23 protein-coding genes are annotated in these 23,264 nt (G+C 62.9%); 3 read left to right on the top strand and 20 right to left on the bottom strand.

The genetic code is table 11. From position 1 onward, the window contains the following. The 13 genes from P3T17_RS08110 to P3T17_RS08050 form a co-directional block, all read right to left on the bottom strand. On the bottom strand, positions 1-1,185 hold the full coding sequence (locus P3T17_RS08110) for a beta-ketoacyl-[acyl-carrier-protein] synthase family protein (RefSeq protein WP_429405938.1): 1,185 nt from the start codon (positions 1,183-1,185) through the stop codon (positions 1-3). Next, positions 1,182-3,602 (bottom strand): MMPL family transporter, encoded by a 2,421-nt coding sequence (locus P3T17_RS08105; RefSeq protein ID WP_429405935.1) that lies wholly within the window; start codon positions 3,600-3,602, stop codon positions 1,182-1,184. Before P3T17_RS08105 ends, P3T17_RS08110 begins: the two co-directional genes overlap by 4 nt. After that, complete coding sequence (locus P3T17_RS08100; RefSeq protein ID WP_429405933.1) at positions 3,602-4,312, bottom strand: LolA family protein; 711 nt, start codon at positions 4,310-4,312, stop codon at positions 3,602-3,604. The genes P3T17_RS08105 and P3T17_RS08100 overlap by 1 nt, the downstream gene beginning before the upstream one ends. Then, positions 4,300-4,731 carry an acyl-CoA thioesterase gene (locus P3T17_RS08095; protein ID WP_429405931.1) on the bottom strand — a complete coding sequence of 144 codons (432 nt, stop codon included), beginning with the start codon at positions 4,729-4,731 and terminating at the stop codon, positions 4,300-4,302. The genes P3T17_RS08100 and P3T17_RS08095 overlap by 13 nt, the downstream gene beginning before the upstream one ends. Next, positions 4,728-6,320 (bottom strand): HAL/PAL/TAL family ammonia-lyase, encoded by a 1,593-nt coding sequence (locus P3T17_RS08090; RefSeq protein WP_429405928.1) that lies wholly within the window; start codon positions 6,318-6,320, stop codon positions 4,728-4,730. Before P3T17_RS08090 ends, P3T17_RS08095 begins: the two co-directional genes overlap by 4 nt. Beyond that, the gene (locus tag P3T17_RS08085; RefSeq protein ID WP_429405926.1) at positions 6,307-8,073 is read right to left on the bottom strand and encodes a glycosyltransferase family 2 protein; all 1,767 of its coding nucleotides are present in this window, start codon (positions 8,071-8,073) and stop codon (positions 6,307-6,309) included. Before P3T17_RS08085 ends, P3T17_RS08090 begins: the two co-directional genes overlap by 14 nt. Next, positions 8,070-9,761, bottom strand: coding sequence for an AMP-binding protein (locus tag P3T17_RS08080; protein ID WP_429405924.1), 1,692 nt, complete (start codon positions 9,759-9,761; stop codon positions 8,070-8,072). The genes P3T17_RS08085 and P3T17_RS08080 overlap by 4 nt, the downstream gene beginning before the upstream one ends. Beyond that, entirely contained in the window at positions 9,758-10,378 is a 621-nt protein-coding gene (locus P3T17_RS08075; RefSeq protein ID WP_074269244.1) for a hypothetical protein, read from the bottom strand. Before P3T17_RS08075 ends, P3T17_RS08080 begins: the two co-directional genes overlap by 4 nt. 113 nt (positions 10,379-10,491) lie before the next feature. Then, entirely contained in the window at positions 10,492-10,743 is a 252-nt protein-coding gene (locus P3T17_RS08070) for an acyl carrier protein (protein ID WP_074266724.1), read from the bottom strand. Between the two features lie 2 nt (positions 10,744-10,745). Further along, positions 10,746-11,045: a phosphopantetheine-binding protein gene (locus tag P3T17_RS08065; protein WP_429405922.1), complete on the bottom strand. Its 300-nt coding sequence runs from the start codon at positions 11,043-11,045 to the stop codon at positions 10,746-10,748. Next, a complete protein-coding gene (locus P3T17_RS08060; RefSeq protein ID WP_429405920.1) occupies positions 11,020-11,814 on the bottom strand; it encodes a lysophospholipid acyltransferase family protein in 795 nt (264 codons plus the stop codon). Before P3T17_RS08060 ends, P3T17_RS08065 begins: the two co-directional genes overlap by 26 nt. Continuing rightward, positions 11,798-12,493, bottom strand: a complete 696-nt coding sequence (locus tag P3T17_RS08055; RefSeq protein WP_429405919.1) for a beta-ketoacyl synthase chain length factor — start codon at positions 12,491-12,493, stop codon at positions 11,798-11,800. Before P3T17_RS08055 ends, P3T17_RS08060 begins: the two co-directional genes overlap by 17 nt. Before the next feature lie 262 nt (positions 12,494-12,755). Then, positions 12,756-13,616 carry a polysaccharide deacetylase family protein gene (locus P3T17_RS08050; protein ID WP_429405917.1) on the bottom strand — a complete coding sequence of 287 codons (861 nt, stop codon included), beginning with the start codon at positions 13,614-13,616 and terminating at the stop codon, positions 12,756-12,758. A 648-nt stretch (positions 13,617-14,264) separates the two neighbouring features. Between P3T17_RS08050 and P3T17_RS08045 the strand changes: the two genes are divergently transcribed. Next, positions 14,265-14,435 carry a hypothetical protein gene (locus P3T17_RS08045; RefSeq protein ID WP_429405916.1) on the top strand — a complete coding sequence of 57 codons (171 nt, stop codon included), beginning with the start codon at positions 14,265-14,267 and terminating at the stop codon, positions 14,433-14,435. A 55-nt stretch (positions 14,436-14,490) separates the two neighbouring features. On the opposite strand, the gene P3T17_RS08040 is transcribed toward P3T17_RS08045, so the two are convergent. Continuing rightward, on the bottom strand, positions 14,491-15,204 hold the full coding sequence (locus P3T17_RS08040) for an OmpA family protein (protein WP_429405915.1): 714 nt from the start codon (positions 15,202-15,204) through the stop codon (positions 14,491-14,493). A gap of 676 nt (positions 15,205-15,880) precedes the next feature. Here P3T17_RS08040 and P3T17_RS08035 point away from each other — a divergent pair. Then, the gene (locus P3T17_RS08035) at positions 15,881-16,384 is read left to right on the top strand and encodes a hypothetical protein (RefSeq protein WP_429405914.1); all 504 of its coding nucleotides are present in this window, start codon (positions 15,881-15,883) and stop codon (positions 16,382-16,384) included. Positions 16,385-16,581: 197 nt separating this feature from the next. On the opposite strand, the gene P3T17_RS08030 is transcribed toward P3T17_RS08035, so the two are convergent. From P3T17_RS08030 to P3T17_RS08010, 5 genes are all read right to left on the bottom strand, one after another. After that, positions 16,582-17,505 carry a dihydrodipicolinate synthase family protein gene (locus P3T17_RS08030; protein WP_429405913.1) on the bottom strand — a complete coding sequence of 308 codons (924 nt, stop codon included), beginning with the start codon at positions 17,503-17,505 and terminating at the stop codon, positions 16,582-16,584. A gap of 17 nt (positions 17,506-17,522) precedes the next feature. After that, on the bottom strand, positions 17,523-19,250 hold the full coding sequence (locus P3T17_RS08025) for an IlvD/Edd family dehydratase (protein ID WP_429405912.1): 1,728 nt from the start codon (positions 19,248-19,250) through the stop codon (positions 17,523-17,525). A gap of 355 nt (positions 19,251-19,605) precedes the next feature. Further along, a complete protein-coding gene (locus P3T17_RS08020) occupies positions 19,606-20,361 on the bottom strand; it encodes an SDR family oxidoreductase (RefSeq protein ID WP_429405910.1) in 756 nt (251 codons plus the stop codon). Positions 20,362-20,445: 84 nt separating this feature from the next. Beyond that, a complete protein-coding gene (locus tag P3T17_RS08015; protein ID WP_429405908.1) occupies positions 20,446-21,405 on the bottom strand; it encodes a GlxA family transcriptional regulator in 960 nt (319 codons plus the stop codon). A gap of 427 nt (positions 21,406-21,832) precedes the next feature. After that, positions 21,833-21,979, bottom strand: a complete 147-nt coding sequence (locus P3T17_RS08010; protein WP_167379419.1) for a hypothetical protein — start codon at positions 21,977-21,979, stop codon at positions 21,833-21,835. 83 nt (positions 21,980-22,062) lie between these two features. Here P3T17_RS08010 and P3T17_RS08005 point away from each other — a divergent pair, with 83 nt between their 5' ends. Continuing rightward, complete coding sequence (locus P3T17_RS08005) at positions 22,063-22,371, top strand: HigA family addiction module antitoxin (RefSeq protein ID WP_074266713.1); 309 nt, start codon at positions 22,063-22,065, stop codon at positions 22,369-22,371. A gap of 20 nt (positions 22,372-22,391) precedes the next feature. On the opposite strand, the gene P3T17_RS08000 is transcribed toward P3T17_RS08005, so the two are convergent. Further along, a complete protein-coding gene (locus P3T17_RS08000; RefSeq protein ID WP_074266712.1) occupies positions 22,392-23,117 on the bottom strand; it encodes a GntR family transcriptional regulator in 726 nt (241 codons plus the stop codon). Positions 23,118-23,264: the final 147 nt, after the last annotated feature.

The following is a 23,264-nucleotide window of genomic DNA, read 5'->3' as shown; positions in this document are numbered from 1 at the left end:
TCACCGTCCGAGTATCACGCTGACGTTGCTGCCGCCGAACGCGAAAGAATTGCTCATCACGTATTGTGCGCCCGCATGGCGCGGCAAAAAACGTTCTGTCTCGACGAGGTCGAGCACCGGCAGTTCCGCATCGGCCTCGCCATCCCACAGATGACGCGGCAATGCGACGTCGTCGCGCGCGAGTGTGAGCCATGCGAAGCCGAGTTCGTTTGCACCCGCCGCGCCGAGTTGATGGCCGGTGAGCGGTTTGGTGCCGCTGGCTGCGACACCGCCGGGGAAGACCCGCGCCATCAGGTGCGCTTCCATCTGGTCGTTCTTGCGAGTGGCCGTTGCATGCAGGTTCACGTACCCGATCGACGACGGCGCAAGACCTGCATCATCGAGCGCGGCGCGCAACGCCTGTTCACCGCCGACGCCTTGCGGATCAGGCGCTGAGATGTGATGCGCGTCGCTCGATTCGCCGGCGCCCGCGAGCACGATCGGTCCTTCGTCGCGGCTCATCAGAAATACTGCTGCCCCTTCGCCGATATTGATCCCGCGGCGATTGCGACTCAGTGGATTCATGCGTGTCACGCTGGTCGATTCGAGCGAGGCGAAACCCTGAACTGTCAGTTCGCAGAGCGAATCGACACCGCCGGCTATGACTGCGTCGCACAGGTTCAATTCGAGCAGCCGGCGTGCCGAGATCACGGCCTTTGCGCCCGAGGTGCAGGCCGTCGATACGGTGAACGCCGGTCCTTCTACGCCGAGCGCCGCAGCGGCGAACGGCGCAGCCGTGCCGATTTCCATCTGGCGATAGTCGAAGCCGGCAGGCATCTCACCCGTTTCCGCGTGTTGCGTCAGAGCGGCTTCGGCTGCGCTGATGCCCGACGTGCTGGTGCCGAGCACCACGCCGATACGGCGGGCGCCGTATCGTTCGCGCGCCGCTTCGATGGCAGGGCGGATCTGCGCGAGCGCGGCCAGTAGCAAACGGTTGTTGCGGCAGTCGTAGTATGCGAGCGCAGCGGGCGGCGCGAGCTCCAATGCGCTCGTGACGCGCCCGACGAAGGTCTCGCCGAGGCGGGTTCGCAGCGTACCCATGCCGGGAGCCTGTCCGTTAGCGAGCGCCACGACGATCGACGGCACGTCGTTGCCGAGTGCGTTGATCATGCCGAGCGCATGCAGATAAACACGTGACGTGCTCACGCCGGTTCTCCCTCAGTGCGAGATGTTTGTTGTTTCGACGGAATGCCGATGGGCGCGAGCAGCACGGACACCATGATGCCCAGCGACAGCGTCGCGCCGAAGCTGCGCAACGCCGGCATCGAGCTCATGCCGAGCATGCCGAACGATAGCAGCGTCGTCGCCGACGACAGCAGCACGCCGGTCCACACCGCGCCGGGGTCTGCATCGACGCGCAAGGTGCCTTCACGCAGGAACACGGCATAGTTTGCGCCTACGCCGAGCACGAGCATCAGCGCAAGCCAGTTGAACAGCGTGAACGGGACGTGCGCGTAACCAAACGCCCCGAGCGTGACGCCAACCGCCAGCAACACCGGCAGCGTCACGGCGAGGCCGCCGCTCGCCCGGTAGCGCACCATCAGCAGGATCAGCACCAGCAGCAGCGCGCCCGCGAGCCAGACGGCGGCATCGACGCGATATTCGCCGAACAGCTTCGACACGCTCGCAGCCTTGTCGACGAAACTCACGCCCGGGACTGCGTGCGCGGCGTCGAGCAGTGCGGGCTCGTTAGCCGCTGTGACGCTTTGCGGGATCACGACCGCGGCGAAAGCGCGGGGTGTCGTCTGCGTTTCGCCGAGCCACAAATGACGGAACGGCTGCGACCATGGAGCGGCGAGCCACCTGTCGATGGTGAGCACAGAGGGGGCTGATTTCCCGTAGTCCGCGAGCCAGGTATCCACGACTTCGTCGCGAAACCCGGCCTGCAGCAGCATCGTGCGCAAGGCCGCGGGGTCATTGAACACGTGGGCGGCCAGCAGCGCGTGATCGGCTTGTTGCCGCTGCGCGGACGGCACGAATGACGTCACCGATTGCCAGTTCCCCGCACTCGACGTTCCAGTCAGCGCATCGAGTTTCGTACCGAGCGCTTCGGCACGTTCCAGCACGATCTCCGGCGTTTCGCCACGCACCACGAAGAACTGCGCCGTATTGTCGACGCCCACTGCGCGAGCGACTTCGCGCTCCTGGGCGACGAGCGTCGGGTCGCGCTGGATCAGCAGGTGGATGTCGTCATCGCTTCTCAGTTGCAGCCAGCCCGGCGCGCAGGCGATTATCAACAACGCAGCCAGCCACACAGCCCGGCGGCCGCCGATCAGCGCATGCCATTTCTTCAGGAGACGTGCCGCGGCCTTGAACGCGGATTGCGGGCTGCGAGCCGGTGCGCGGGTAAGCAGCGTCGGCAACAGCAACAGGACCGAAGCGAAGGCGATCGAAATCCCTGCGATCGCAAAGCACGCAATCTGCTTGAGCGCGGGGAACGGTGCGCAGGCGAGGATCGCGTAACCAAGCAGGCTCGTCGCGAGCGCAACACTCAGCGCGGGCGCAACTGCCCGTGCGCCGCGTTGCGAATCCCAGCCGCGTTGCGTGCCCAGATAGACGACAAAATACTGGATCGAGTAATCGACCGCTTCGCCGATCAGGCTCGCGCCGAAGACGAGCGTCAGCAGATGCAGTTGCCCGAAGACGAGCAGCGTCACCGCGAGGGCGCCGACAATGCCGAGCGCTGTCGAAACGAAACCGAGCAGCAGCAACCGTGGCGAGCGAAAGATCCACAGCATCAGCAGCGCGATGCCGCACATCGATACGAGGCCGATGGCGTGCATCTCATGTTCGGAGGCGCCGCGCGCCGCCTGGGCGTAGAACACGGCTCCGGTTCTCGCGAGCGTGACGTCAGGGTACGTCTGCTTCAGTTCTGCTTCACCGTGTGCGACAGCAGCGAGCACCGCGCGCTGGGTCTGCGTTTCGTAGGCGGAGCCGGGCAGTGTTGCCATCACCAACACGCTTGTCGACGCGCCGCGATGCGAGACCAGCAGGCTGTCTTCGACCTGCAGATTCGAGGTGGCGAGCGGCAAACCATCCAGCCAGTGCTCAAGCCAGCCGAACGGGTCGTCCCCGAGTTGAGTGGCGAGGCCGCCTTCAGCGGGCGCGTAGAGGCGGCGCTGCAGGATGTCGTGCAGATTCTGCGGTGCGCCGGCCAGCAGCGTGCGATCAGCTGGTGTGAGCAAGCCGAAGCGGTAGGGCATGTACAGCGCGCCGATCTGCGACATATCGAATGGCGGCAAGGTCGCCGTCACGGAGCGGAACGCGCCAGTCGCGGACAACGTCGCGCCCAACTGCTTTGCGGCAGCCTTCGCATGAGCCGCGTTGCCACTCGTGACCAGCAATACCGTGCGGTCGCCGAGCGCGGCGGCGAGCTTGTCGACGGCTTCTTCTGCGACCGGGTCCGCCTCCGTGGCCGGCAGCAACGCAAGCAGATTCGTCTGCAGCGGCGACGGGCCTGCGAAGCGCCAGCCGCAGTACACCGCCGCGGCGAGCGCGAACACCAGCCACGCGGCGCGCATGCCCCATGCCTGTTTCGCGCTTCGCGTGTGCAATACGTCCACTAGGGCGCTCCGAACAACTGCTTCTCGGCGGGCGTCAGGTCGGTCACCGGCGTGCTGTCTGTGAAGTCCAGGCTGGTGACGTCGCCGCTCGCGAGCGTAATGCGCAAGGTGCGCAGATAGTTGCCGCCGCTCATCTGTAATTCCTTGATCGCCTGGGCGAGCTGCGGTTGATTGGGCGTGAGTTGCATCTGCCACAGCGCCGACGTGCCCACTGCTTGCACGTCGAATTGCGAGTAGAGCGCCGAAAGATCGCCACCGAGCATCGCGCGCATCATCCCCGACACCTCAGCGACGCCGTGCGGACCTGACGCGCCGTGAGGGCTGGCTCCCGTCACGCGCTGCCCAGCGGCGTTGACTTCGCTCACGCCTGCATCGGTGATCAGATAGGTTGCCTGGTACGGCGTCTCGACGTGCCAGACGACCCCACGTCCACGCATCAGCAGCAGAGATCCTGAACTGACCAGCGGCTGTTTCAGCGCCGCACGGGTTTGCGTCTGGGTGAAGCGCGCGCGGATGCCATTTGCGCGCCCCAACTGCGCGGCGATCTGCGATACGAGATTGGTGCTTTGAGTCGAGCCCGAGGCTTCGGAGGCGGTCGGCGGCGCGGCCGCAGCAGCGGCGGCGCGTGCCGGTGACACCAGGAGCTGCAGAGCGAGGCTCGCCGCCGCTACCAGCGTCACATGTGCGACGCGTGGTCTCAACGTGCCCATACGCGCTCCAGCTTTTCGAAGACGACAGGCGGCGAGACGAACTGCAATTCCTGAGTGGCTGCGTTGACCGCGACCTGCGTCGTATAGCCTTTCGTCAATCGCGTGCCGGATGCCAGATCGACGATTTCATAGCCTATTTTCAGGCGGTTTTCGTATTCCAGCAGTCGCGTGCGTACTTCGAGTTTCTGGCCGTAAAGGGCCGGGCGCACGTATTTCAGATGTGCTTCGACGACAGGCCATAGATAACCGGACGCCTGCATCTCCGGGTAGTCGTAATCGAATGCCCGCAGCAGCGCAGCGCGGCCTGCTTCGAAGTACTTCAGGTAGTGACCGTGCCAGCAGACGTTCATCGCGTCGACATCGTGAAACGGCACTTCCACTGCCGCGCTCGCCGTCAGAACTTTGGATAAATCGCTCATTGCGCGCCTCCGCCAGGGTGCTCGACCAGCTTGCATGCAGCGATACGCGCGGTCAGGGCGCGCAGGTCCGCCTCGAGCGCGCGATCTTCGTCAACGAAAGGCGAGCTTGCGCTCACGCTCTCCACAAACGCTTGCAGCGGATGCGGGACGAACGTCGCATCGTTGATCCGCAGACGCAGACGGACCGCCTGCACGGTGGCAAGCGTATGCGCCGCGGCGACCTGCTCGGTCAGTTCCAGCACACGCAGGCAATCGCGTGCGGCGATCGTGCCCATGCTGACCTTGTCCTGATTGTGCGCTTCGGTGGAACGCGAGAAGACGCTCGCGGGCATGGTCTGCTTGAGCGCTTCGGCCGTCCATGCGGACGACGAAATCTGCACGGCCTTGAAGCCGTGATTGATCGGCGCGCGCGCCGAGGTTGCACCGGAGAGGTTGCGTGGCAGCCCGTTGTTGAACTTGTCGTCGACGAGCAAGGCCAGTTGCCGGTCCATCAGATCGGCAAGGTTGGCCACGGCGGTCTTCAACGCGTCCATCGCGAAGGCGATGTGACCGCCATAGAAGTTGCCGCCGTGCAGCACACGTTCGCTGTCCGGGTCGATCAATGGGTTGTCGTTGGCGCTGTTCAGCTCGTTCTCGATATCGCGGCGCATCCAGCTCAGTGCGTCACACGTCACGCCGATCACATGCGGTGCGCAACGGATCGAATAGCGGTCCTGCAGACGATGGCCCGGCGTGTCATCGCGGCCGGTGAGGTCGTCGCGAATCCAGGCGGCGGCTCCGGCCTGGCCGGCGTGCGGTTTGGCTTCGAACAGCAACGGATCGAAATGCGCGGCCCGACCGTCGAGCGCGATGGTCGACAGTGCGGTCAGGCGCGCAACGAGCCGCGTCAGATGCGCGGCACGCGCGAACGCGAGACACGCGAGCCCCGTCATCACCGCAGTGCCGTTCATCAGCGCGAGGCCTTCTTTCGGCGCGAGCGTGAGCGGCTCGTGTCCGAGTTCGGCCCACACTTCCCGCGCCTCTTGCAGGCGGCCCCGGAACAGCACCTCGCGCTCGCCCACGAGTGCCGCCGCGACGTACGACAGCGGCGTGAGATCGCCGCTTGCGCCAACCGATCCTTCGGCCGGAATACGCGGCAGCACGCGATGGTTGATCAGATCCGCGACACGTTCGAGCAGCACCGGCCGCACGCCGGAGAAGCCGTAGGCAAGCGAATTGAGGCGAGCGGCGATGACCGCGAGCGTCTCGTCGTCATCGAGGTGCCGGCCCATGCCGCAGCCGTGATAGCGGGTGAGCTGAAGCGGCAGGGCTTCGACCAGCTCCATCGGCACGTCGACCACGCAGGCATCGCCATAGCCGGTGTTGACGCCGTAGACGGTCGCGCCTGCGGCAAGATGGCGGCGCAGGAAGTCAGCGCCGCGCGCGATGCGGTCACGCCAGGCAGGATCGGTGCTCAGAGCGACCGGTGCACGTTGCTGTGCAATGGCGACCACCTCTTCGATCGTCAGCCGTCGGCCGCCGATCGTGATGGGTCCCGCTTCCGCTCGCGTCACTTGTCTCATGTCCTGAGTCAAATCATTTTCGGCCATGTGCGCCTCCGCTGGGGCGCGCCCAGAAATCGAAAAAGTTGAACCATTGATAGGGCGCCTTGCGGCAATAGTGCTCGAGGCGTGTGGCATAACGTTGGGCCCACGCGGAAATGTGCCGCTCGCGTTCGCGGCGCGGCAGTTCGATGCGCTCGGCGAACGGCTCGAAATACAAGCGGTAGCCGCCGCGCTCCTTCAGGCAAAAGAACAGATAGACGGGACACTCGAGCGCATGCGCGAGCACGTAGGGCCCCTGAGCGAAGGGCGCGCTCGCGCCGAGAAACTGCGCGGTTGTGGTCCGGCCCATCTGGCGGGCAGGCGTGCGGTCGCCTACGATCACTAGCAGTTCGCCGCGCGCCACCCGCTCCTGCATCATCATCGCGGTTTCCGGGCCGAAGTCGTTCACTTCCAGCAGATGCTGCGTGAATTCGCGGTTCGCCGAAGCTAGAACGCTGTTGAAACGGCGCGCATGCTCCGTATAGACGACTGCTGTCACCTTGGTTTGCGCGCCGCGTACCGCAAGCGCGCGGGCCATCTCCAGATTGCCGAGATGCGAGCCGATGACGAGCGCACCGCGGCCGCTTGCGAGCAGGTCGTCCAGTGCACGGGCATCGTCGAAATTGAAGTCCGCCGGTGCGATCCGGCCCGACCACGCCGTCAGTTTGTCGAAGCCGGACTGCGCGAACGCGAGCATGTGGCGGTATGCGGAGCGCCATCCCGGATGTGGGGTTTCCTGCTGTGGCGAAGCCTGTGCAAGGTGCTCGAAGTAGCGCCGCGACGCTTCGCGCGCAGGGCGGCCAGTCAGCAGGAAGTACGCGACGATCGGATGCAGCCACCACGCGGTGAGCCGTGGGCCAATTGTCTTGCAACCGAGCACGAGCAACATCATGCCGAGGCGGCTGCCGCGTTCGGCCATGCGCCACCAGGTGGCATGGCCTTCGTTCGCCTCGTTGCGTTCGTTGGCACCGGTAGCGCTTGTCGCGCTGGCGTCGTCGTCGGCCTTAACGGCTTGCCGCGGCAGCACCTTGTGCAGCAGCAGTAGCGGCAAACGGCACAGCATCCCGGCGACGAGCCGCGTATGCGTGCGGCTGATCCGCACGTTGTCCCACAGCACGTCGAAGTGGGACACCCCGTCCGTCGCATAGGTCACGGGCGTTGGAATCGCGATGAATTCGACGCGGCGCCAGTGCAGACGCACGAGGATTTCGATGTCGAAGTCCATGCGCGTGCCGAGCTTTACCTTGTCGATCAGCGCGCAAGCAATGTCGAGCGGATACAGGCGGAACCCGCACATCGAATCCTGAATTGTGAGCGAGAGCGTTTCGATCCATACCCAGACATGCGTCACATAGCGGCCGTAGAGCCGCGATTTCGGCACGCTCGCGTCATACACCGGCCGGCCGAGAATCACCGCGCGCGGGTTGGCCTGCGAGGCGTCGAGAAAACGCGGTACGTCGGCGGCATCGTGCTGACCGTCGGCGTCGATTTGCAAGGCATGCGTGTAGCCTGCCGCGCGTGCGGCGCGCAGACCGGCCATGACCGCCGCGCCTTTGCCGCCGTTTACCGGCAGACGCAATAGTGTGAGTTGGTCAGCGTGTTGCTGCGCCAGTGCGGCGAGCACCTGCTGGGTCGCCTCGTCGCTGCCGTCGTCGACGACGTAAAGCGGCAGGCCGTGCACGACCAGATTCGCCACAGTCGCGCCAATCGCGTCCTTGTGGTTATAGATAGGGATCACGATGCAGGCAGCGTTGCTCATGCAGGCTCCCTGTAGACGATCGCGCCCGAGGCACAGTCGCGCTCGCCAAGACGATAATTGAACTGTATTCGTTGACGCGACGCATCGTGCGTGAGCGTCAGCTTGAGCTGCGCGCCGGGCGGCACCGGCGCCATGAATTTGAGGCGGTCTATCGAAGCGACATTGGTCGCAGCGGGCACCTGGACTGCAGCGAGCTTGATGGCCCAGTCGACCTGTACGACACCGGGCAAGATCGGCAAGCCGGGGAAGTGCCCCGCGAAGTGGACCAACGTGTGTGGCACGTGCAGTTCGTAGAAGAACACGTCGCCCTGTCGAGCCTCGGCCAGCACTTCGACACCGTCCGCGCGCGCCTCGAAGGTTGCGGCGAGCGCGGCGGCCGGAAGCTTGCCGCGTGCATCGAACGGCAAGGCGAGGCGAAAGCGCCAGTGACGCGGCAGCACGACGAGATCAAAATACGCGGCCAGATGCCGGCGCAAGGTTTTCACAAGCGCCACGCGTCCGCTCGTGCGCAATACTTCAATGCCTGCTTCGGTCAGCACCACGACAGCGCCGGCCCGTTCGCGCGAGGCGTTCGTGAGCCGCGTCACCGCAACTTGCGCGACGAACGGATGCTGCGCGATACGCGCTTCGAGCTCGGCTAGCGAGAGGCGCTTGCCGTCGAGTTTGATGACGCGATCAAGGCGTCCCAGCAGACGGAAGCGGCCGTCGCTGTCGAAGGCAGCTTCGTCGTCGGTGCGGTGCCACTCGTCGTGGCCGAGGTGCGGCGAACGCACACTGAGTGCGCCATCTTCGGCACGCTGGACCAGAATGCCGGGCATCGCCCGCCACGCGTCCGACTTGTCCTGCTGGCGCCACGCAATGCCGCCGGTTTCGGTGCTGCCGTACACCTCGAGCGGCGCGGCGCCGAAACGCTCGGCGTATTGACGCGCCGTTTCGGCCGCGAGTGGGCCGCCCGACGAGAAGAACGCGAGCGGCGCCGGTGTCAGTGTCGCGAAGGCCGGCAGATCGGGCCAACGCGACAGTTGCGCCGGCGTGGACACGACGACTGCCGCGCCGCACTGGGTGATGCGTGCCTGGAGCGCCTGCGGGTCGGTGCTGACGGTGCGATCAAATGCACGTCCGGCCGCCAGCGGCCAGAACACGCGAAACAGAATCCCGTAGATGTGGTGATGCGGAACGCTCGCCAGAACCGTCGCCTCGCCGAGCATGTCTCCCCATTGCTTTTCAAGCGTATGGACTTCAGCGTTGAACTGGGCGAGCGTCTTGTGAACGGGCTTCGGCGCGCCGCTGCTGCCTGATGTGAAGAGCGTCAGGCGAGCGACCGGATCGATTGCCCACGTGTCAGCTGGTTCATCCTGGCGCACCGCTTCATGTTCCAGTGTCGCCAGATCGGTCGCCGTGAAGAGGCAGTCGTAGGCATCGGCCAGATCCGCGAGATACCCCGGCGTGGCGTTGGCCGGAATGACCGGCTCTTTGCCGCTCGCGAGCAACGCGAAGAGCGTGCAGGCAAAGTCGAACGGATCGTCGAGACACAACGCGTAGCGCTTTGCCGGCTGCGCCCGCAGCGCGGCAGCGAGCCGCAACGTGCGGGCCCGGAAGAAAGCGAAATCAAGGACGGTGTCGGCGTCGCGGCACACGGGTGTGTGATCGGCGCGCGCCGAGACCAGCAGGTCATGCAGCGCGATCATGATGCCCCCGAACCCGCGGCTCTCGGCAGCATGACGAAGCGGCGCCACGCGATCTCGGCTAGCAGCAGCACGCCGATCAGCACATAGGCGAGCGCACCGTTATACAGCGACCAGGCTTCGCGCCGCCAGCACAATGCGGTATAGACGGAGAACGCGCTATTCAGCGTGAAAAACACACACCAGAGCTGCGTGATGCGACGGGTATAGCGGATCACTTGCGGAGTCGGATCGGGATTGTGCAGACGGGCGAATTTTTCGACCATCGACGGGCCGTCGACGAGTGTGGCGCCGAATGCGACCAGCAGGCCAAGATTGACAAGCGAAGGATAGAGCCGCAGCAGCAGTTCGCTGTTGGTCCACACGATCGCCACCGACGCGACGTTGAGCACCGCGGCGACGCACCAGTCGACCGGCGTTAGCCGCCGCAGCGAGCTCGCGAATGTACCTGTGCCGGCCCAACGTTGCAGCCAGAGCAGAGCGAACAGCATACAGCCGACGTAGCGCGGCGCATCCCAGTGCCAGGCGCACAGGATGACTAGCGGGTAAGCGAGCTTGGTGGCGATGCTCAGCGGGCCGCTGAATTTCCCGCCTGGTTTGCCACTCCGGTTGCCACGCATTTTTCCCTCGCCAGGCACGGCGACCTTCGCCGGTGCAGCGAGGTCCTCATCAGCCTCGGTATCGTGCGCGGCAGCTTCGACGGCCTGCTGTTTGCACGAGGGGACGGACAGCATCAGTCCTGTGCCGCGAGCAGCGATTCGATCGCACTGATCACGTCGCCGACCGTGCGGACCTGCTTGAACTCTTCCGGTTTGATACGGCGGCCTGTCATTTCCTGCAGCTTGATCGCGAGGTCGACGGCGTCGATGCTGTCCAGATCGAGTTCTTCGAACAGATGCGCTTCGGGCGTCACACGTGCCGGCTCAATAGCGAAGTTCTCTTTGAAAATGGCGCGAATGCGCTCCAGAATTTCTGCCTCGGTCACGATTATTCCCCTGTGCTTGCGGTTGCGCCGACTGCGGCGGCCGTATCCTGCTGACTGGCGATCAGCGCCGCCAGGCTGCTGACCGAGCGAAAGTGATCGCGCATGCGCGGGTCATCTGCGCTGATAACCAGGTGGTATTGCTTGCGCAGCACGATGCCGATCTCCAGCGCGTCGATCGAATCCAGTCCGACGCCGTCCGTTTCGAAGAGCGGCGCGTCGTCGTCGATATCCGCGGGCGTCAGGTGTTCCAGATCGAACGCTTCGATCAGGAGCTGCTTAATTTCCAGTTTTAAAGAATCCATAGTCGAACAGGTGCTGGGTAATGTGCTTCTCGATAGCATGGGTCACGCTTCGTGCTGCAAGGGACGGCGGTTCATCCTGAATCGCGAGCTGCTCGGCCCCGACGGGATCGAGCACGTTCACGCTGATACGGAACGGACGCGGCGGCACATCGTACCAGCGCATTTCCTTCGTAAAAGCCGGTGGATCGCAATTCATCAGGACCGGGACAATCGGCACTCCCGCATCCAGCGCAATATAGGCAAAGCCGCGTGAAAACGCGTGCAACCGGTTCGGCGCGGGACTGCGCGAGCCCTCGGGGAAAATGATCATCGTATGGCCCGCGGCGAGCTGGCGCGAGCAGTCCGTGACAAATTCGACCGGGTCTGCATTGCTCACATAAGCGGCCGCGCGCACGATGCCCCAGAAGCAGGGATTACCCCAGTGTGCGTTCTTCACCACGCAGCAGGCCGACGGTACCAGCGAGAGCAGCACTACGACGTCGAGATACGTCGGATGATTGGCCACGACGATGGCCGGGCCGCTGGCGCGCAATCTCGCCACGCCTTCGACTTCGAGTTCCATCACGCCGGTCCACTTCAGGGCCGCGACGAGCGCCCGAAAGAAATAGTGAATCACCGTCGTGACCGCACGTTGACGGGAGGCGGCATGCGGCCACAGGCAGACGAGCGGATAGGCGAGGATCGAGAACAGCATGCCGCAGATGCCGAACACCACAAAGCTCATGCCCGTGGCGAAGAGCCGCCAGCCGTAATTAAGCCGTGCGGTCATGCCATCTCCATTGCCAGCTGACGTTCGCGCTTTGCCACGCTGCGGGCTGGCGGGAGTCGAGGCAGCGGACAAGCGCCTCGCTTTGTGTGGAAAGGCGCGGATCGGCCCCGTTTGCCTCGTCCATTCCGCTGACGGCGCATTCCAGGTGACCTTGGGCGGTGTCTGCGTCGACCAGGATTGCGAGGGCGCCTTCCTGGATTTCGTCCGCGACGTTGCCGTACACCGCATCGGCGGGCTCGTCGGCATAGACGACCAGCACTGGCGGCGAGGGCTGCTGCATGTGTTGCGCGTAGGCTTCGAGCAACGCGTAGCCTAGCGATTCCGGGCCAGCCGAGATGGCCGTCGCGGGCGAGCGGTCGCCGCGCGCAATGCCGAAGATGCCGGACATGGCGTTCAGGACGGACAGGCTGAAGGCGTTGGGCGAGACCTGCTCGGCCGCGGTGAGGTTGCGCAGGATGTCGGTGGTGCGCCGCAACTCCCCGTGTCGCGATGCGAACACCATGCGTATGGCCTGTTTCCCGTCCGTACAGTCGTGCGCTACCTTGAGCGCCGCCTTTGACAGGGAGCTCAGGCGTCGACGCACCATCGGCTCAATAAAACCTGTATCGGGTTTCGTCGCGGACATGGGGGACCAGAAGGACCAGTATGCTACCGGCATGGTCCAGCGCAAATCGGGCATATCGGTGTTCTTATATTGAGGCTGCAACTGCTTCGGGTTTAGCCATCAGAACGAATTGGCAAATTTCGTTAAAAGACAGCGCGTTACGGACCCTAACGATGTGCAGCACGGATACAGCGTGTTTATCGATAGGTACGTTAACGGCATTTTGCGCGAATTATATAGGGCCGGGAATAGAAATAATCTGCCTCGGCCGATACTGACGAGGTTTAACGCGTACTGCGAAGCAAATTGGCATTAAGCCGGAATTGTCGCGAACTTTTTACTCGGAGGTGAAAGCCTGACGTAATGTGATAAAGCGAAGCCCTTGTTGCCTGGCCGCTTCAATCACATGAGGCAGGACAGAGAGCAGAACAGGCTGGCCGTTAGCGGCGGTCGCGGCATTGCCGTCGTGCACGAGAAGGATGTCGCGCGCCGCGAGGTTGTCGAGCAGGCGTTGCTGGACCCGCCCGGGATCCGTTTCGCGAGTGTCGAAGCCGCGTTTCGTCCACGCCACGAGGCGCAGATCGAAGGCCTGCAGCACCGGTTCGAGAAGGACGTTGCGCAGACCCGCCGGCGCACGGAAGAATAGCGGGCGCTCGCCGGTGAGTTCGGTCAGCGTGCGTTGTGCCGTTGCCACTTCCCGGGCCAGTGCGATTGGACCTTTTACCGAGAACGTGTGACGGTGCGTCTGCGAATGATTTTCCACTGCGTGACCGCGCGCCACGATCTCGCGGGTGAGCGACGGATAACGGCGGGCCAGCGTGCCGATGCAGAAGAATGTGGCGCGAACGCCATGTCGATCGAGCAGATCGAGTACCTGCGGGGTGACGACGGGGTCTGGGCCATCGTCGATGGTCAGCGCGATGGAGTTGGCGTTGCCTGCGACCGCCGGCAACTGGGTCCAGTTTGGCCCGAGCACCGATGAGCGCGGCCACAGTCCTGCCGCCGTGACAGCGGCATGGTTGATGGCGGTGCCCGCAAGCCACCACGGCCATGATGATGGCGCGAGCGCGCAACCGGCCAGCGCGGCGGCATGCCAGGCGGCGGTCAGCTTCAATGCATTGGGGTGGCCTGTGACAGGCCAGCGACGTGAGGACGTCGTGTCCAATCCGAGGGGCACCCGCGAGACGGGCTCGGTCATCCTGCTTCTTCGACTCTCTAATAGACGGCCGGCTACGCGGTGGACTTCCCGACGCAAATTACGTTTGCGAAAGGGGCGGATCCGCGATGTCCGGCGCATTCGCTCAAGCCCGAAGTTTATTGCATGAGCGGGGATTGGTGTAGCGCCAGACGACGAGGTGTGGCGTGAGAGCCGTTTTATTTGTGGCAGGACTTTACGCCCGTTCGACTCTGTGCAAACGGGGAGTACGTTGCAGGTGGAAGGCGTCGTACGTTGGTCGCTCGTTGGTCAATGTATTGGTTAAGGTGAGAGGATTCGGGATGGTGAGGACTTCCAGGAGTTGCTGCTTATAAGGTGAGGAGTTCCAGGAGATCCCGCACAGCGCATGTTGTTGCTCGAGGCGAACTCAAGCGCTTACATCGGCTTACTTAGAGCAACAGGAAGTAGAAGCATCGGATTGCGCAAACGATGTCTCATGTCTTGCTAAAGCGTGCGTAAACAAGGGTGATTCAGCGAATACCCGCGTACGCTGACGACAAACTTCTGTACGGTTTTGTAACTACGTTCTCAAACACGATCCTTCGTCGGTTGATATGTTCTGGGCATTGCATTTCACGGATTCTGAAGCGACGGTATCCGTGCTCGCAATACCTCACGAAGGAGAAACACATGAGAAAGTTAGCGATAGTAGCGGCCCTGGCTGCGTTGACGGCAACCCTGAGCGGTTGCTGGTGGGGGCCGGGCCCAGGTTGGGGCGGCCCCGGTGGCGGTGGTCCGGGTGGTCCCGGCGGCGGACCGCATGGCTCGATCACGGTGCCCACCAACACTGCTCAAGGATAAGCCTTGGCTATGGATGGGCCGGCGCATCCTGCGCCGGCTTTCTGCGTGTGTGCGGCTAGTCTCGCACGTACGTGACGATCTCCACGCGACGATCCGGTTGCAGGCATCGAACCAGATCCGCGTTATCCATATTGCCGCATTGGGTCACGGGGTCCTGGCTGCCGAGTCCGTCGGCGCGAATCTTCTGCGCCGGCACACCTTGCTGGACCAGTACCGCCTTGACTGCTTCGGCTCGCCTTCTGGATAGCTCCATGTTGTAGGAATCGGACCCGAGCCGGTCGGTATAGCCGCGTACCTCGACGTGACCGAAGGGATTCGCACGCAGGCGTGCCGCGATTTGCGAGAGGTCTTGCAGACCCGCGGGGCGAATGTCGTTGACATCACCCCGGTCGAAAGGAAACAGCGCGTCCGCAGACAGACGCTCGACGCGCGGCGGCGGGGGCGGCTCAGGCGCGGGTTGCACCGTTGCCGGATACACACCATAGGCAACACGCGGTTGCGTGACCCACCCACCGGTAACCCACACATAACGGCCATGTTCCCACTGCCAGTAGCCGTGGTGCCACATATATCCAGGGCGGGGCGGCGGAGCATATTCGCGAACCGGAGCAGGAACCGGTACGAGCACGACCTGTGCGAAAGCGGCTGGCGCCGTGGCGGCGAGCGCCGCGGCAGCGATCAGCGTGCGTACCATCACGCGTGAATATGAGGCCCGTTGACGGGAGGAGCGCGCGCGGTCTTCGACCGGTTTTGATTTTAGGAACGTCATGAGACAACTCCGGATTGTTGTGGGGCGCCTTGGTTGAAATCGGCACATGCGCATTCTAGAAAGAGCGCATATGACAAGCTCTCTCGGTTTGTAACGAGACGTGTGCGGTGTTACGGATTCTCGGCTCAGGCGCTGTGGCTGGGGCTGAAGCAATTGAAAACAATGGTTAAACGGCTGAGACCGAATTGACGAGGGTGAGGATATTCGGGGGCTGCCGCAGAAAGCACAGCGACGTTAAACATGTCGCGAGTTCAACCCGTTGACATCTCAATTGCTGTTTAAAGGCCTACCTGGGAATGCAGATTAATTGCAGCTGCGCCCAAAGGTGAGGTTTTTCGGGAGCCAAGGCTCGCAACGAAGAGGTGCGGCTTTAAGCTCGTGTCGCCTTCACCTTTCGACGATCTTCGGTGAGGATTTTCCTGGGCATGCTTATCACCTTGCCGATCAAAATCAAACCTGATTTGCTCCTCGACGAAGCGCGCGTTGCACATCCCTGACGCCGGACTCATAACCTCATGCGTTTCAACCACTTGCGTGGCTTGCCCGCGAGTTATGCACACCCTTGCAAACAGAATCTGTGGACAACTTCGTTGCCGTAGCGGCCTTCATCCCTGTGAATGGAGAAATGGGATAAACGATATATACTGTTTTGCGTATTTCTCACCCGGAGATAACCATGGCCGCACCCAGCACCAGGAAGCCGAGCAAGAAAACCACTCCCGCATCGAGTCGCGCAAACGGCAGAACCAAGCCCGCTGTTGCCCCCGCTGCGGCGCCGGAGAAGCCCGCGGTGCCTGCCAGAGCGGCCAGGGCGGCCAAAACCGCCAAGCCGGCCAAGCCGAAGGCTGCGGCGCCGAAAACTCCCCGTGTGAAGCCAGCCAAGTCTGTAGAAACGAAGCCAGATAGCGTCACGGCAGAACAAAAAGCAAAGCGCCTGAAGAAGGAAAAGGTGGTCCGCGACAGCTTCACCATGCCGAAGTCGGACTACGAAAAACTCGCAGCGCTCAAGCAGAAGTGTCTGGATGCGGGCGTGGCCGTCAAGAAGAGCGAGTTGCTGCGCGCGGGTCTGCTGCTGCTCGAAGGGGTGCCGATTGCACGATTGCTCGATGCGATTTCGGCCGTCGAAACGGTCAAGACAGGGCGGCCGGCGAAATCGCCGCAGCACGACGCGGCGCAGTAAGCGGCGAGACTGCTGGGTGCCAGCAAAGCAGCCTTTTTAGTTTCCGTCGCAATGCGCTGCTGGCGAAAGGTGAGTCTTTTCGGGAGCGTGGTTTGAGCGATGTCGCCAACGCTCGAGCGCTGTGCGACGCAGTTGGTTTTCATGAATCACCGCACGCTGCACGCCGCGCGCCATGAACCGGCCCGGCCAACCGTCACTCACGGCAACGGCCCGAGCGTATGCGCAAAGCGCCGAGCTGCTTCGAGACCGAAGCGGCTCGGCAGCAACTTCGTGTCGCGATCGTGCTGTACCTCGAAACCCATGCGCCACGCGGCAATCCGTTTGCCGTAGCAGATCAGTGTATCGAGCGACTGCATCACGAATACGATGCCGGGCAGCACCTCGCGATACAGCGTCTCAGCGCGAGCCACATCGCCGTTCGCAAATGCTTCGTAGACACGTTGTTGCCAGTCGAAGCAGTCCGGCGCCACGATCATGCCGGCGCAGCCGGCGCGCAGATTGTCGAGCAACTCCAGGCCGCCGCGCCCGTTCAGCACCGGCATCAGATGGCCGACGCGTGCAATGGTCTCCGCGAGCACGATCGACGGCCCTTCGCCTTTGAGCAGCCGGAAGTTCGGACATCGCACGGCGAGTCGTTCGAGACTATCGGGCGAGAGTCCCACGCCGAGATATTCGGGAGCGTTCTGGATGCCCATGGGCACGTCGAAGCCGTCCATCACCGCAGCGAAAAAATCGAAATAGAAAGTCTCAGGTTGAGGCGCGGTGCCCGGCGGCAACGAGGGCGGCTGCAGGATAAGCCAGCTTGCGCCTTGCGCGAGCGCGAAGCGGGCCAATTCGCGTTGAGCCTCGACCGAGGTGCCGCTGACAGTCACCGCGAGCGGCAACGCGCCGCCGCTATCTTCAATCGCCCACTGGATGACCTGCTCGCGTTCGACGCGCGAGAGCTTGTTGACCTCGGTCGCCAGTCCCAACACGGCGACGCCGGGCGCACGAGCCCCGACGACAGCTTGCATCTGTCTGCGCATGGCTTCCCGATCGAGCTGGTTGTGACGATCGAAATACGCGTAGAGAATCGGATAGATGCCTGCGATTCGAGGTTCGCTGGTGCGGGACGATTCCATGGCGTCGAGCCACCTGTTCAATGAGAATCGCGCGGCACGGCTGCGCCGCTCGAGCCGACGAGAAATTCCAGATCGGCACCGAGGTTGGCCTGCTGGACGCTATTCACGTACAGCTTGTACCAGCCGCGCTCAGGTGACGGCGGCGCTTGCCAGGCTGCCTTGCGACGCGCCAGCTCGGCGTCGTCCACATCGAGATGGAGTCGGCGTCCCGTTACGTCGAGTTCGATCATGTCGCCGTCCTGCACGAGCGCCAGCGTACCGCCCGCGGCCGCCTCCGGGGCGACGTGCAAGACCACCGCGCCGTAGGCCGTGCCGCTCATGCGGCCATCCGAGATGCGCACCATGTCCGTAATGCCTTGCTTCAACACCTTGGGCGGCAATGGCATGTTGCCGACTTCGGCAAAGCCCGGGTACCCCTTCGGTCCTGCGCCTTTGAGCACCATGACGCAATTGGCGTCGATATCGAGGTTGTCGTCGTTGATCCGTGCGTGCAGATCTTCAACGCTTTCGAATACCACCGCGCGGCCTCGGTGCTGCAGCAGCGCCGCCGTTGCCGCCGACGGTTTGATCACAGCGCCGTCGGGCGCCAGGTTTCCCTTTAGCACCGCGATCCCCGCCTTCGCTTTGAACGGTTCCTCAATCGGGAAAATGACCTTGCGGTCGAAGCATTCAGCCTGGCTCACGTTGTCCCAGATCGTGCGGCCGTTCACGGTCAAGGCATCGCGATGAAGCAACTCCGCGTGGCCCAGTTCGCGCAGCACCGCAGGCAAACCGCCCGCGTAATAAAAATCTTCCATCAGGAACTCGCCCGACGGCTGCAGGTTCACGAGGCAGGGCACATCGGAGCCGTATTCCCAGTCTTCCAGCGTCAGGTCGACGCCGATGCGTCCGGCAATCGCCAGCAGGTGAACCACGGCATTGGTCGACCCGCCGATCGCGGCGTTGGCGCGAATCGCGTTTTCAAAAGCCGCACGCGTCAGGATTTTGTCCATCGTGAGGTCTTCGTTGACCATCTCCACGATGCGGCGCCCCGCCATGTGAGCCAGGACCTGGCGGCGCGCATCGACGGCGGGAATGGCGGCGTTGTGCGGCAATCCCATGCCGAGCGCCTCGACCATGCTGGCCATGGTCGAGGCTGTGCCCATGGTCATGCAATGGCCGCGCGAACGGTTCATGCAGCTTTCTGCCTCAATGAACTGCTCCATGTTCATCGTACCGGCGCGAACCTGCTCGGACATTTGCCACACGCCGGTGCCCGAGCCGATTGTCTGGCCGCGATAGCGGCCGTTTAGCATCGGACCGCCCGAGACGGCAAGGGTCGGCAGATTGCACGACGCTGCGCCCATCAGCAGCGCAGGCGTGGTCTTGTCGCAGCCGCATAGCAGAATCACGCCGTCGATCGGATTGCCGCGAATCGACTCTTCGACATCCATCGAAGCCAGATTGCGAAACAGCATCGCCGTGGGCCGCAGGTTCGACTCGCCCAGCGACATGACCGGAAACTCCACCGGAAAACCCCCCGCCTCGTAGACGCCCTTCTTGACGTACTCGGCCAGTTCCCGAAAGTGGGCATTGCAGGGTGTGAGTTCCGACCACGTATTGCAGATGCCGATTACCGGCCGGCCGTCGAACAGATGGTGTGGCAGTCCCTGGTTTTTCATCCACGAGCGGTGAATGAAGCCATCCTTATCGGCTTTGCCAAACCAGGCCTGGCTGCGCAGAGGTTTTCTGGTGGGACTGTTCACAGGTGTCTCCTTTGATGCGCTTCAATCAAGCTCTTTGCAACGCGACGCTTGCTGCGCTGTTTGCAATGAACTTTAGGAGCGGCCCGGAGGTTCGTCAATCAAAGTGCGGGTGTCCCCATATCTGAAGCTGCCTCGCTCGGCCTTGACACGTCGTGTCACGCGAGAACGCCCGGTGCGAAACGACGACGCCAGGTCAAAGGTGAGTACTTTCGGGAGCGCGACGGCGTCGCGAGATGTCGTGACTTAAGGTGAAGAAATCGCCTGACGGAGACGCACTGCTTGAGATGCGAGCCCGCGGCTGGCAGCCGAAATGGTGAGGATATTCGGGAGCCGGACGCCGCAGGCGGTGCAAGTGTCAACTGCGCTGCGTCAAGTCGCGGATATCCGCGACGGGCGTTTCTCCAAACGCATCGCTCAAGACGAAGTCGATCAACTGGGCAGCGCACGCCGCAGGCGTAGATAGTTGGCCGTTGCGTTTAAGTTCTTCGAATCGTTCGCGCAACGGGAATTGCTCTTTGCCGGTGCCGCGAATTTCCGCTTGCATGTCGGTATCGATCACGCCCGGCGCGACGCTGCAGATACGCAGTGCGCGATTGGCGTCGAGAACGACTGCGCGTGCGTGGTGATCCAGCGCGGCTTTGGTCGCGCAGTAGATGCTCCAGCCCGGATAGGCGTTGCGCGCCGCACCGCTCGAGATATGCGCGATCCGCCGGTCGCTTGCTGCCACGCTCACTTTGGCGACAGCGCTCGCGAGCATCAATGGCGTCGCCACGTTCAGGCCTACCGCGCTGGCGATTGCGCCCGCGTCCTGCGTTTCGATGGGACCCACCGGCTGCACCGTACCGGCATTGTTGAAGAGCAGCACGCTGTGCGCACCTTCGACGAAGCGGCTCAGCGCGTCGCCAGTGAGCCATTGCGCGACTCGCGAAGGATCCGCCAGATCGACTTCGATTTCTTCGAGTGTCTGCGGGAAACGTTGCGCGAGTGCTATGTTGCGCGAACGCGAAAGTCCCAGCACGGCTATGTCGCGCGACAACAGCTGTTCGGCAAGCGCAGCTCCGACGCCACGTGTATGGCCAGTAACGATGGCGCGAGTAATGGATGTGGTCATGATGATTGGCGGCGAGCGCCTGAGGCAAGAGGTGAGGCTGAGCATTTTCTCACGATGCACCGTGAGTCTGCAGCGTCGCGCCGTTCACGCCGAGCGGAAGCGCTCCCGATACTGCATGGGCGTAGCGCCGATGCGCCGCATGAACACGATGCGCATGCGGTCGGCGGTGCCGAAGCCGCAGTCGTAGGCAATCGCCTTAAGCGCCGCCGGGCTGCTCTCGAGCAGCTTGCGCGCCGCGTCCACCCGTGCGCGCTCGACAAATTCATGTGGCGTCACGCCGGTCTCCTGCACGAAGACGCGGGCGAAATTGCGCGCGCTCATACCCGCGACGTCCGCGAGTCGTTTCACCGTGAAGTTTTCGCCGATATGGTCCATGACGTGCGCCTGCACTTTGGCAACCGCCGATGTTTCATCCGCAGGCGCGGTCAGATACGGACTGAACTGCGATTGACCCCCTTGGCGCTGGGCAAATACGACGAGGCGCTTGGCGACTGCGAGAGCGGTGCGTGGCCCGTGATCCTCGGCGACGAGCGCAAGCGAGAGATCGATACCGGCCGTCACGCCCGCGGACGTGACGAGCTGTTCGTCACGCAGATAGATGCGGTCGAAGTCGACGCGTGCGTGAGGAAATTGCGCGGCCAGTTGCGCGGCGTGTTGCCAGTGGGTGGTGACGCTGCGTTCGTCCAGCAAGCCTGCGTGGCCGAGCGCGAAGGCACCCGTGCAGATCGACCCGTAGCGCTTGCAGCGCGCGGCGACGGTGGTAATCCAGGCGGTCAGGCGCGGCTCGGGCTCGTGCTCGGGCAGCGCGGGGCCGCCGGCCACCAGTGCCAGGTCGAAGCCTTGCTCGGCCTGCTCGAAGGTCCGATCTGCGACCAGCGTCATACCATTGGAGGCGCGCAACGCACCTGGCTCGGCGCTGACCAGGGTCACGTGGTAATGCGCTTCGGGGGGAAGAAACAGGTTGGCTTCCGAAAAGACATCCACGGGTCCCGCGACGTCGAGCGCTTGCACACCGGGGAAGATCGCGACGGCGACGGTTGGCATTGAATGTGACCTCGAATGGTGTTGTGACTACGTCGAAAAGGTGAGGATTTCCAGGGACTTGATCTTCACGCTCGTGTGATGACCCCGATGTCTTCACGCACACTTGCAGTGGTCCCGAAAAGTCTCACCTTGAAGTATTTCACACCCAGGACTTTGCGCGTTGCGTAGTGCGTATATCGCACGTGTTACGTCAAAGGTGAGGTTTTTCGGGACCTCGATTCGGAACCTCAAAATCGCGCAGTGATAGTCCGATCAGAATGAACGCCAACGCTTCCGTCAAGTAGATAACGACCCGCCGGAATGCATTGCCGCGCGTGCGTACCGCGGCGGAGAAAATCTAGAGCCGATACCAACCGAGCATCATGCCGCAACTGACAGTAGCGATGACACCGGAGACATCGAGCATTTCACCGGCGATATAAGTGATCTAGCCGGCGAGTACCGGAGCGGTGATCATCAGATAGTCGTCGTCGAGATAGGCAAGCGGCTTTACGATGAGGAAGCAGATCGCTCCGCCGACGGCGATACCGCCCAGCGCGAGGATGCGATCTTGGTCGACTATAGGGACTATCATTAGCGCATCAGTTCGCCGGGTCCGCTACTACGAATTGGTGCGAGAGTCGTCCGGCACATCAGATTTCACTAGTGACTAAAGCTATGTCCAAAATGTTCAATCCGCCGCATCCCGCGGCCATCCTTCGCGAAGACATTCTGCCCGCCCTGAACCTGACGGTGACCGAGGCAGCGGAGCAACTCGGAGTCTCCCGGGTGACCCTGTCCCGTCTTCTCAATGAGCGCGGCGGGATCACGCCGGAGATGGCTCTGCGCATAGAACAATGGCTCGGCGTCGAGCGTGGAGGTCGCGCCGATTTGTGGCTCGGCATGCAGCTAGATTACGATCTTTGGCACGCGCGCAAGCATGCCCCCAAGAAGATCAAACGTGCGCCAGCGGTAGCAGCAGCCTAGGCCGTCGCCCCAGATTCGCCTCAAGCCTTCAGCGGCGAAGCCGCCACATCCTCCTGCGACTGCACCTGCAGTACCGCATCGCGCTTGTCCAGCAAGTGCTGCCGCAAGATCGCGCTCAGCCTTTTACCGTCGCGCGCTTCGAGTGCCTCGAGCATCTCGCCGTGATCGTGAACCGCGCGATCCCACTTCGGAATCTGAAAGTTCGACCGAAACCGCAGCGCCTGCAACCGTCGGTTCACCGAAATATAAGTCTGCCGCAACGCCCCATTGCGCGCCGCTTCGTTGATCTTGTCGTGAATCGCCTGATTGCGGCTGTAGTACCCCGCCAGATCGTTCTGCGCGCGACACGCCAGCATCGCGTAATGCAACGCCTTGATCTCAGCTAGCTCTGCCGCGGTGATACGTTCGGCCGCCAGCTCGCCCGAGAACGCTTCGAGCCCGCTCATCAGCTCAAAGGTCTCGCGCAACTCCGCCTCCGACATCTTCGACACCGACGCGCCGCGGTTCGGCCAGATCTCGATCAGCCCTTCTGCCGCGAGCACCTTCAGCGCTTCGCGCAACGGCGTGCGCGAAATGCCAAGCGTCTCGCACAGCTCGCGCTCATTAAGCTTCTTGCCCGGCTCCAGTACGCCTTCGACGATAAAGCGCCGAATGTGCTCAACTACGGTGTCATGCAACCGTTGCCGCTCAACCTTCGGCATCAGCGGGCTGCTGGCGGTATCCGCGTCAAATTCCGAATTTTGCATACAAAAACCCTCACTATCATTGGAGGCGATTTTATAGGAAGCCGGCCCTTTAGGTAAGATAGCGGGTAAACACTGGTGTCAGCAACCCACGTTTGCCTTGGGTTAGTCATCGATCGTCTGATATAGTTTTTTGCATGCAAAATTCAA

Source organism: Paraburkholderia sp. GAS82 (assembly GCF_050436285.1).
GTDB lineage: Bacteria > Pseudomonadota > Gammaproteobacteria > Burkholderiales > Burkholderiaceae > Paraburkholderia > Paraburkholderia phenazinium_B.
This window is presented reverse-complemented; position numbering and strand designations above follow the sequence as displayed.